This is a genomic window from Nocardia tengchongensis, from assembly GCF_054781395.1.
Window position 1 is genome coordinate 271,144 of record NZ_BAAGUM010000019.1, and the last position, 9,380, is coordinate 280,523.

At 67.5% G+C, this 9,380-nt stretch carries 9 protein-coding genes; 5 read left to right on the top strand and 4 right to left on the bottom strand.

The genetic code is table 11. From position 1 onward, the window contains the following. Positions 1-64: 64 nt before the first annotated feature. The gene (locus ACYVKL_RS36895; protein ID WP_379173141.1) at positions 65-1,588 is read right to left on the bottom strand and encodes a helix-turn-helix domain-containing protein; all 1,524 of its coding nucleotides are present in this window, start codon (positions 1,586-1,588) and stop codon (positions 65-67) included. A gap of 174 nt (positions 1,589-1,762) precedes the next feature. Here ACYVKL_RS36895 and ACYVKL_RS36900 point away from each other — a divergent pair, with 174 nt between their 5' ends. Next, positions 1,763-2,557 (top strand): CPBP family intramembrane glutamic endopeptidase, encoded by a 795-nt coding sequence (locus ACYVKL_RS36900; protein ID WP_379173143.1) that lies wholly within the window; start codon positions 1,763-1,765, stop codon positions 2,555-2,557. Positions 2,558-2,561: 4 nt separating this feature from the next. On the opposite strand, the gene ACYVKL_RS36905 is transcribed toward ACYVKL_RS36900, so the two are convergent. Beyond that, positions 2,562-3,185, bottom strand: coding sequence for a TetR/AcrR family transcriptional regulator (locus tag ACYVKL_RS36905; protein WP_379173145.1), 624 nt, complete (start codon positions 3,183-3,185; stop codon positions 2,562-2,564). Between the two features lie 98 nt (positions 3,186-3,283). Between ACYVKL_RS36905 and ACYVKL_RS36910 the strand changes: the two genes are divergently transcribed. Beyond that, a complete protein-coding gene (locus ACYVKL_RS36910; protein WP_379173147.1) occupies positions 3,284-4,081 on the top strand; it encodes a thioesterase family protein in 798 nt (265 codons plus the stop codon). A gap of 297 nt (positions 4,082-4,378) precedes the next feature. On the opposite strand, the gene ACYVKL_RS36915 is transcribed toward ACYVKL_RS36910, so the two are convergent. Continuing rightward, positions 4,379-5,149, bottom strand: a complete 771-nt coding sequence (locus ACYVKL_RS36915) for an alpha/beta fold hydrolase (protein ID WP_379173149.1) — start codon at positions 5,147-5,149, stop codon at positions 4,379-4,381. Between the two features lie 192 nt (positions 5,150-5,341). On the opposite strand from ACYVKL_RS36915, the gene ACYVKL_RS36920 reads away from it, so the two are divergent. Continuing rightward, positions 5,342-6,190 carry an MmyB family transcriptional regulator gene (locus ACYVKL_RS36920; protein ID WP_379173177.1) on the top strand — a complete coding sequence of 283 codons (849 nt, stop codon included), beginning with the start codon at positions 5,342-5,344 and terminating at the stop codon, positions 6,188-6,190. A gap of 3 nt (positions 6,191-6,193) precedes the next feature. On the opposite strand, the gene ACYVKL_RS36925 is transcribed toward ACYVKL_RS36920, so the two are convergent. After that, on the bottom strand, positions 6,194-7,135 hold the full coding sequence (locus tag ACYVKL_RS36925; RefSeq protein ID WP_379173178.1) for a DUF1254 domain-containing protein: 942 nt from the start codon (positions 7,133-7,135) through the stop codon (positions 6,194-6,196). A gap of 368 nt (positions 7,136-7,503) precedes the next feature. On the opposite strand from ACYVKL_RS36925, the gene ACYVKL_RS36930 reads away from it, so the two are divergent. After that, positions 7,504-9,015, top strand: coding sequence for a DUF1214 domain-containing protein (locus ACYVKL_RS36930; RefSeq protein ID WP_379173151.1), 1,512 nt, complete (start codon positions 7,504-7,506; stop codon positions 9,013-9,015). A gap of 112 nt (positions 9,016-9,127) precedes the next feature. Further along, the coding region (locus ACYVKL_RS36935) for a hypothetical protein (RefSeq protein WP_460774125.1) at positions 9,128-9,380 on the top strand (253 nt) is incomplete at its 3' end.

Consider the following 9,380-nt stretch of genomic DNA (forward strand, 5'->3'; position numbering starts at 1 on the left):
ATGCCGTGCCCACCGATCGTCGGCCATTGGGGTGACCTGGATCACCCGCCGTTCGTCGCGGGTATCACCGTGGTTGCCCGACGCTTGTCGGGTCGGCCGGCGGCGGACCCGACAACTGCGCGGACGACAGCGCCATGCGCCGCACGAACAGCACCAGCGTGGCCGTGAACCGATCCAGCGCATCGTCCACATCCCACCCCATAACCGCCTCCACCTGCGCGATTCGCGCGGCCACCGTGCTGTGATGCAGATGCAGCTCGGTCGCGGTACGCCGCAACGTACCGAAAACACAGAACGCCTCCAACGTGTCGACCGCGAGCGCGCCTGCCTCGGTCGCCGCGAACTCGGAGATGCGCATCACATCGGCGGTCCCCAGCAGCCGCTGCACCGGAAGGTCGGCCAACAATTCCAAAGCCCCCAACCGCTCGAACGCGATCACCCGCCGCCCGTGCCAGGTCGACGACGCGAACCGCAACGCCCGCCGCGCCTGCTCCCACGACGTCGCCGCCGCATACGCGGGCAACCGCTCCCCCACCCCGATCCACGGACCGACAGCCCCGGCTTGCGAAGCCGGAAATGCCTGCACCACAGCGGCATTCAAGGTGTCCGACAGACCACGATCCACCATGGAGGGACGCCCGGGTCCGGCCGCGCCAACTCCGTCGACCGTGCCGGCCCCACCACCGCTGCCGGCCGGACGAGCGATACCGGTCGCACCAGGCGTACGGCCCGCCAACGCCGCGTTGTCGGCGACTGCCTTGGCCGCCACCGCCGATGCCGAGCGATGTCCTTGCGCCGCAACCGATCCGCGTCCGTCGAGCGGCGCGAGATCCTGAACCAGCACGGCCGTCGTCGCCCCGATCACGGCGTGCCGCTGGATCGGCACATGCTCGCCGATGATCCGAACCGCCTCCGCCGCTCCGGGCCCGGCAACCGCCAGCACCCGCGTGGCGCGCCCCGGATCCAGCCCGAGCAGCCGCATCGCCCGCACCCGGTCCTCACGCCGTTCCTTCTCCGACAGCACCACTTCCAGCAGCGCGGGATCATCCATGCGCAGCGGATTTGCCACCTGCCGCGCCGACACCACCCGCAGGCAGTGCCGCAACCGATCCAGCACGACGTCGTCGAGTGGATGCGACGCCGCGCCCCTGGGCTGTGCGCCGTCCGGCCCCGGCCGACCCGAGCGGTCGGGTGTCCCGCGCCGCGCACTCTGGTCCGGAACCGCCTGCTCGCCTTGGTCCGCCGCTGCCCAGCGTCCGGCCCAGTCCGGCGACGTCTGGTGCGCAGCCTGATCCGGCACCGTGGGGCGCTCGAGCCAGACCGTGGGGTCGGGACCGACCGGGGTGGGTGCGGCCGGGTCGGCAGGGAGCAGACGGCCGGCGGCGTCGTAGCGGATCGTGGGGCCGGCGGGCCAGGTTGCGCCGGCCGGGCATTCGGCCAGGAGGGCGGCGGCGCGGATTACGGTGTCGGCGTTGGCGGCGGACTCGTCGAAGGCGTCGAAGTAGGCGATGATCCGCAGGACGGCGGCCGCGTCGTCGCCCAGTTCGGACAATCGGGGCGCATTCGAGGTCGGCGCAGGGTCGAGCACACCGCTCCTTCCACGTTGACGGGGCAAATCTTCAGCCTGGCAATCGCCCGGCCAGATGCGCAGGGCATCGGGGGAATCGTCCGACTGGGTGGGACTGCAATCGGCCGCCGGGCTCAACATCCACCGCGATCAGGAATACCACCACTTGGAAGGAACGACCGGTACGTTCTGCGGATGAGCACCGCCGATGCCACGCGAGTCGGCCCCTCGCAGACTCGCCGCCCGTTCTCCTATCCGCTGTTCGCTGTTGCCGTCATCGTGTACCTGGCGATCATTCAGGGCATCGGCCTGCTGGTACAGAACCTCAGCGACGAGAGCGATTTCGAGACCACCCGTGGCGTCTTCTTCGGAATGATCATTCCGCTCGGCTTGGCGCTGGTGTTCGTCTACGGGCTCGCCGCCTACCTCGGCCGGCTGCGCCCGGTGCTGCGGGACGATCGCCCGACCCAGCGCTGGGTGTGGGTGGTGCCGATCGTCTTCATAGCCGCCATCGCGGTGGGCATCGACTATGGGGAGCTGGCCGACAAGGGATTCCTGTACGTCGTGGTGCTGCTGATCGCGACCCAGTTCGTCGGCTGGGGCGAGGAAGGCATGTTCCGCGGGCTGGGCGTGACGGTCCTGCGCGAGCACGGGCTGAGCGAGGGCCGCGTCGCACTGTGGTCGTCGATCATCTTCGGCGCGGTGCACCTGACCAACGTTGTCGGACACGGGATCTCGGCCCTGCCGCAGGCGATCATCGTCAGCCTGGCCGGGTACTTCTTCTATCTCGTCCGCCGCGTCAGCCGCGGCAACGTCCTCAACTCCGTGCTGCACGGCCTGTTCGATTTCTCGCTGCTGACCGGCACCGCCATCACCGCGGGTCAGACGTTCTACCCCGGCACGCTGCTACCGGTCCTGGTCTACCCGCTACTCGCGATCATCCTGCTGGTGCGACGCCACAAGATCGAACCCGCCGCCGCGACGGCATAGCGTCTCAGCCCCGAGTGAACAGCCTGAGGGATTCGTCGACGACGACGTCACGCGTCCGATGGTCGGGGTCGGCCTCGGGGCGTAGCCAGATCGACGCGTGATTCAGGATGCCGTGCAGGCAGTGCAGGGCCACCGCGGGATCGCGGCAGTCGAACTCCTCCGAGGCGATGCCCCGGTCGATGACCTCGCGGAAGAGGCGGTCGTGGCGGCGACGCATGGTCTTGATCGCTTCGCTGTGCTCGGCGGGCCAGGGCGCCGGGAACGAGAAGAGTTTGCCCACTTCGGGGTAGAGCACGGTCAGGATGTGCAGCTGCTCGGCGATCAGGATGCGGAGCTGCTCGGTGGGCGGGCGGTCGGCGGCCGCGTCGAGCGCCTCGCCCAGCCGGGTGAGCACATCGCCGGTGAGCTTCTCCAGCGCCGCGGAGACCAGCGCGTCCTTGCTCGGAAAGTAGTGGTAGAGCGTGGCTTTGGCGATATCGGTGCGCTCGGCGACATCCTCGAAACGCATGCCCTGATAGCCGCTGCCGGACAGGATTTGCAGCGCGGTCGCGATCATCTCCGCCTTGCGGCGATCGCGCCGGCGGGCCGCGCGCCCGGGGGCGGCCTCCTCGTCCACGGTCGTCCTCATCGCACGATCATATCCGCAGTCCGAGGCCGTTAGATCAACCACAAAGGTGGTATACCGACTGGTCATATCAAAACTCGACCCGTAGGTTGAGAAACGTGATGGATACGACCGCACCCGAAACCGCCTACTTCCGGCGCGTCGGCGAAAACCGCTTCGTCCCCACGCACCACGCCGGCGGCGCGTGGGCCTCCGACGAGCAGCACTTCAGCCCCGTCGCCGGGCTGATCGTCCACGAGATGCTGCGCGCCCGCACCCAGCGGCCCGACCTCGCGATGAGCCGCATCGGGTTCGACATTCTCGGCCGGATCGCGTTCGAGGAGTTCGAGATTCGGGTCGAGACCATCCGGCCGGGCCGCACCATCGAACTGATGGAGGCCACGGTGAGCGTCGGCGGCCGCGACACCGTCAGCGCGCGGGCCTGGTTCCTGGGCGCCCAGGACACCGGCATCGTCGCCGGCGGCGAACCCGACCGCCTGCCCCCGCCCGACGACCTCGCGCCCTGGTCACTCACCCCCGTCTGGCCCGGCGGCTACATCGCCTCGGTCGACGCCCGCCAGGTCGGCATCCCCCAGCCGGGCCGCGCCACCGCGTGGATCAGCAGCCCCGTGGACCTGGTCGCCGGCGAGGCGGCCGATCCCCTGGCCTCCTACATCGCCCTGGTCGACACCGCGAACGGCATCGCCGTCCGGCAGGAACCCACCAAATGGATGTTCCCGAACGTGGATATGACCGTCCACCTGTACCGGCAGCCCGAGACCCCGTGGGTGGGGCTCGACACCTCGGTCGTGTTCGGCCACGACGGCCACGGGCTGACCACCACCGTCCTGCACGACCTGCGGGGACCGGTCGGCTACGCCCAGCAGAGCCTCACCCTGCGGCCGCAACCGACCAGCTGACCTGCCGCGCCCCGGCGACGGCCGGAATGTGGCGCAACCGCGCGCACCGCACCGCGATGCCGGTTCGCGGCAGCGCCGGGGGGATTCGGATGGTGTCGCGGGAGGGGATCGTGGACGCGGCGATCAGACGGCAACGCGAAGTACATCCCGCCCGCCGCGTAGCCCGCAGCGATTAGCCCACCATCTCGGCGACACCCTGCAGGCCCGCTGCGGCCACGCGGGCCGCACGCTCGGCGGCGGGCACATACGACCACAGCCGGTAGGCGTCGAATTCCCGTCTGCCGGTCGTATCTACGGTCAGGCGAGGAAGTCGCGGATCAGTTTCACGAATTCCCTTGGCTGCTCGGCCATGACGACGTGTCCGGTGTCGACCTCCTCGTACCCCGCACCCGGAATGGCGGCCGCCAGTTCACGAGCGTTCTCCACGGGCAGGAAGGAGTCGTGGGTCGCTCCGATCACCAAGGCGCGGGCGTCGATCCGGGGCAACAGGTCCCGAATGTCCAGGCGCAGAGCGAGTTCGATCTGCCGCCGTCTGCCTTCGTTGGGCCGGAAGGCGGCGGCGAGCTCCTCCACGGCGTCGTAGCCGAGGGACCGCAGATGCGCGCGACTGAACGCCAGCAGCATCGAGTAGCGCGCGAAAGTGTCTGCGTCGCCGAGGAGATCGCGCCAGACGGTCAGTGAATTACGCACGTATTCGTCGCCCGGCCCGGCGAAGGTCGCGACCGGGACGACGGCGCGAACCAGATCGGGCCGCGACGCGGCGAGCGCGGACACGACCACGCCGCCCAGGGAATGCCCGACCAAGTCGACGGGGCCCGCATCCAGATCGGTGACCACGGCGGCCAATTGCTCGGCGAGAATGTCGACGGTGAGCTCGCGCCCATCGTCGCGCGCCGAGTCGCTGCCCGAAAGATTCGGCACCACAACCGTGTTGGACTTCGCGAACGCGTCCGCCACGCCGTCCCACGCTCGCGCCCCCGCACCGGCCCCGTGCACCAGGACCAGCGGGCGGCCCGCCCCCAGCACCCGATACGGCACGTGCGCGACCCCTACTGCGATCTCCCTCATGTCCAGCTCCCTTCGTGTCTGTCGATACCGGACACGTTGCCGGGAAATCCGGGTGCTGAGGAGCGGAGAGTTTGCCCTAGGAGTGGGGCTCCTAGCGTGCGCGGCAGGGGCTTCGGTGGCCGCGACGTGCGGGCGCCGCGTCCCCGGTCGCGCAGGAGTGGGTCCGGGTCGCGGAGTATGGACGCTATGACGATGGATCGCGACAAGCTGGCGGACTTCCTCCGCAGGTCCCGCGAGCGCCTCCAGCCCCAGGAGGCCGGCCTGGCCGCCGGACCGCGCCGCCGCACGCCGGGCCTGCGCCGCGAGGAGCTGGCCCAACTGGCCGGGGTATCAGCCGATTACGTCATGCGGCTGGAGCAGGCACGCAGCTCCCAGCCTTCGGTCCAGCTGCTCGCCGCCCTCGCCAGAGCCCTGAGACTGAGCGCCGACGAGCGAGATCACCTGTATCTGCTGGCCGGCCACCGCCCGCCCGCCGGAACACAGGCCGGGACCACGGTGCGGCCTGCCCTGCGTTATCTGCTCGATCGACTTGGCGACACCCCCGTCCAGCTCATCACCGACCTGGGTGACCTGCTCGCCCAGAATGCCTTGGCCGAGGCCCTGTTCGGATGCGTGTGCACGATCGACGAAGCGGACCGCAATATCGCGTGGCGCTGGTTCACCGAACCCGCGGTCCGCGCGGCGTATCCCGAGGACGAGCACGACCGCCTCGGCCGGGTGCGAGTCGCGGATCTGCGCGCCGCCGCCACCCGGCGCGGCTACGACGCCGCCTCGACCGCTCTGATCGACCGGCTGCAGGCCGCGAGCCCGGAGTTCACCGAACTGTGGCAGCGGCACGAGGTGGCCGTACGCCGCGAAAGCCAAGTGCGCGTGGTGCATCCGGCCATCGGAACCATCGAATTCGACTACGAGCTGCTGCAGACGCAGGCAGAGGACCAGCGGTTGCGCGTGTTCACGCCGCCTCCGGGATCCGCGAGCATCGCAGCGCTCGAACTACTGCGCGCGCTCGGCCCGGAGACGGCCCACCGCGGTCACCGGTGAGGATTACCCGATCCGCTGCGCCTGCGGGAAGGCCCAGGTGCCGTCGAGAATGCTCTGCTGCGGACGGTAGAGGCGGACCATGTAGTTCCAGCCGGCTTCGATGGGCAGGCAGTTGGGGATTTGGCCGTCGCAGCCGCCGAACTGGATGTCGAAGGACCCGTCGGCGTTCTTCTTGGCCGTGACGTTGTTGATCGAATTCGCGTTGTACGGGTTCGCATCGTAGTAGCCCTGGGCGTTGTAGACGCTGATCGACCAGAAACCGTCCACGGGCACGTCTTTCACGTGCACCTTGTAGTTGACCTGCCCATTGTTCTCGGGCGGAGTGACATTGAGATAGAGGGCGTCCTTCTCGGGGTTGCCGCCCCACGCCGAGGCAGAAGTGATCAGGTGGCGGACCTCGTCGACCTGCCCGCGCGGACCGAAGGCGTTCTTGGTGTCGGGCAGCGTCGACGCGAGAGTGATCAGGGCATCGCGAACCTTGTCCTGGCTGGGCTTGTCCCACTGGGGAATCTCGAAGGTGCCCTTGTTGTCCTGTTTGATGGTGACGGCGTCCTGCAGCTTGTGGACGGCGTCGACGTCGGCAGGGTTGTTCGGGTCGACGAAGGTGCGGATCGCGGCGATCATGTACCGCGTGCCGACCTTGTCGCGGTCGTAGGTGTAGGTGCCGGCCTTGTAGACGACGTCCGGGGTGTACTCGTCCTCGTCGATGATCTGCATGGACATGAACCGATCCCCCGCGTCGGGCAGGGTGATGGAGACCGGACCGGCGTTGAGATCGAAGACCGCCGAGGAGTAGAGGGTGTCGCGGTTCGCGCGAACCACGGTCTGATGGTCGATCGGCATGGGCTCGCGGATGTGGTGGAAATTGCCGATCCCAACCTCCTCGACCGAGATCGCGAACTCGCGGTCGGACTCCGCGCGCGCGAAGTTCTCTGCGGTGACGATCGCGGGCTGGTTCGGTGGATAGTCCGGTGCGGATTGGGCTTTCGCGCCGGCGGCAGCGCTCGTGGTGGTGCTCGAAGTCGAGCCCGAGGAATCGTTGCACGCGACCGCGGTGGCGCACACCAGTAGCGCACCGATCACTGCCGTTCCAGATCGCAGAGTCTTCACGCACTCGCTCCTTCTCGGTTCGACGGCCAGCCCGGACCCAGCTCCGGCCAATACCGCTTCAGCTATCAATCAGCACATCTACAGCATGCGGCGACGGAACCGATGAATAGCCACGTCGCGGTTATCTATCGATCGAACTCGAGATCCGCAGCGAACCTGTGGCGATTAAGCTGAGATCGAGGTCGCGCTGCTACTTTCCGGCCATGTCACCTGATAACGAAGCGGCAACCAGATCCGGCGATTCCGGCCCCACCGTATCCAGGCGCGCGGCCCTGCTCGGGGCGGTCGCCACAGCGGCGCTCGGCGCGGCGATCGGTGGCGGCGCGGTCGCGATATCCAAGCGCGACGACGATGACTCGAAATCGGACGCATCCTCGAAGCCGGACTCCAGCATCGACCGCGATCCGATCTCGTCCAGGGCATTCGAAGCGGTCGTGTGGGGCATGCCCGCCGTCAACTACGACCGGATGTTGCAGGCCGCGATCGGGATCGGCGGCGGCTCGAACCAGATCGTCTACTGGTCGAAACTGGTGGATTGGAAGAACCAGACCCTCACCCCGAACCCGAACGCCATCTATCTGATGCCGTTCTACGACACCTCGGCCGGGCCGGTAGTGCTCGACATCCCGCCCGCCGAAGGCGATTCCACGATCACGGGCTCCATCGACTCGGGCTGGCAGACGCCCCTGGCGGATGTCGGCCCGGCCGGTATCGACAAGGGCGCGGGCGGACGGTATCTGATCCTGCCGCCCGGCTACAACGGGCAGATCCCCGACGGGTTCATTCCGCTGCATTCCGAAACCAAAGCCGGATTCGCGTTGCTGCGCTCAAATCTGAAGAGCGGGACCGACGCCGATGTGGCCGCCGCCGTGGACTACGGCAAGCGGGCCCGCCTTTACAGCCTCGACGCCGCCGGAAACCCGCCCCCGACAACGTATGTCGATGCGTCGGGCAAAGAATTCGACGCCACCATTCCTTACAACCGGGACTTCTTCACCGCGCTGAACAGGGTGGTGCAAGCCGAGGGATGGCTACCTCGCGACATGGCGATGGTCAACCAGCTCTCCAGCCTCGGCATCACCAAAGGCGCGCCGTACCAGCCGGACTCGGCAACGCTGACCCGATTGGACAGTGCCGCGGTCGATGCGGGCAAATGGCTCGAAGAGTTGTACGTCAAATCCTTCGAACCCCCGTATTTCGACAGCACCCACTGGGCGCTTCCCGCGAACCAGCAGCTGGTCACTGCCATGCACGATGGCTTCGCCGACCCTGCCAACTATCCGGTCGACGCCCGCGGCATGGCCTACTCGTTCGCCTTCTTCGCCCCGAAAGACCTTGGCAAGGGGCAGTTCTACCTGGTTTCCATCCACGACTCCGAGGGCAAGGACTTCGAGGGCGGCAAGAACTACAAGATCACTGTGCCGGCGCACGTTCCGGTGTCGCTCTACTGGTCGGCGACCGCCTACGACCGCGGCACCCATACGCTTATCCGCGATGTCGATTGGGCCAGCCGCGCCTCCAATACCCCTGGTCTGCAGACCAATTCAGACGGATTGGTCGACCTCTACATCGGACCCAGCGCGCCCGACGGCAAGAAGTCCAACTGGATTCCTACCAAATCCGGGAAGACGTTCGAAATCATGTTCCGCTTCTACGGGCCGCAGCCGGCGCTCTCCGAGAAGGCTTGGAAGCTACCGGACATTCAGCCTGCGTGACGGTCGTGTGCCGGGGTCGAAATCGGCCCCAGCACACAGATTGAATGTGAAACGCGTTGTGCAACAATTGAATTCGCCGTCTCCGTAGATTGAATCGCGGTAGAATTGGTGTATGAATTGGGGCGGTGAGATTCTCGAGCTCGATACCCCGGTGGCTGTTGCCGCCGAGCGGGTGTTCGATGCCGTGGATATCCTGCTCAACAACAGTCTCGATCCGATTTCCGATGACGGTGTCGTGGAATTGATGCGGGATTGGGAAGTCGCGCGGCGGAAGATGGCGGCGTTCGAGCACAAGCTGGTTCGGGAAGCCGAGAACCGGAACCTGCCCGACAAGGCGGGGGTGAAGACGACCGCGAAGTTCCTCG

Excerpts from the sequence above, each read along its gene's own strand:
- ACYVKL_RS36900 (WP_379173143.1), top strand. The coding sequence starts at position 1,763 with ATGAGCACCGCCGATGCCACGCGAGTCGGCCCCTCGCAGACTCGCCGC.
- ACYVKL_RS36905 (WP_379173145.1), bottom strand. The coding sequence starts at position 3,185 with ATGAGGACGACCGTGGACGAGGAGGCCGCCCCCGGGCGCGCGGCCCGC.
- ACYVKL_RS36910 (WP_379173147.1), top strand. The coding sequence starts at position 3,284 with ATGGATACGACCGCACCCGAAACCGCCTACTTCCGGCGCGTCGGCGAA.
- ACYVKL_RS36915 (WP_379173149.1), bottom strand. The coding sequence starts at position 5,149 with ATGAGGGAGATCGCAGTAGGGGTCGCGCACGTGCCGTATCGGGTGCTG.
- ACYVKL_RS36920 (WP_379173177.1), top strand. The coding sequence starts at position 5,342 with ATGGATCGCGACAAGCTGGCGGACTTCCTCCGCAGGTCCCGCGAGCGC.
- ACYVKL_RS36930 (WP_379173151.1), top strand. The coding sequence starts at position 7,504 with ATGTCACCTGATAACGAAGCGGCAACCAGATCCGGCGATTCCGGCCCC.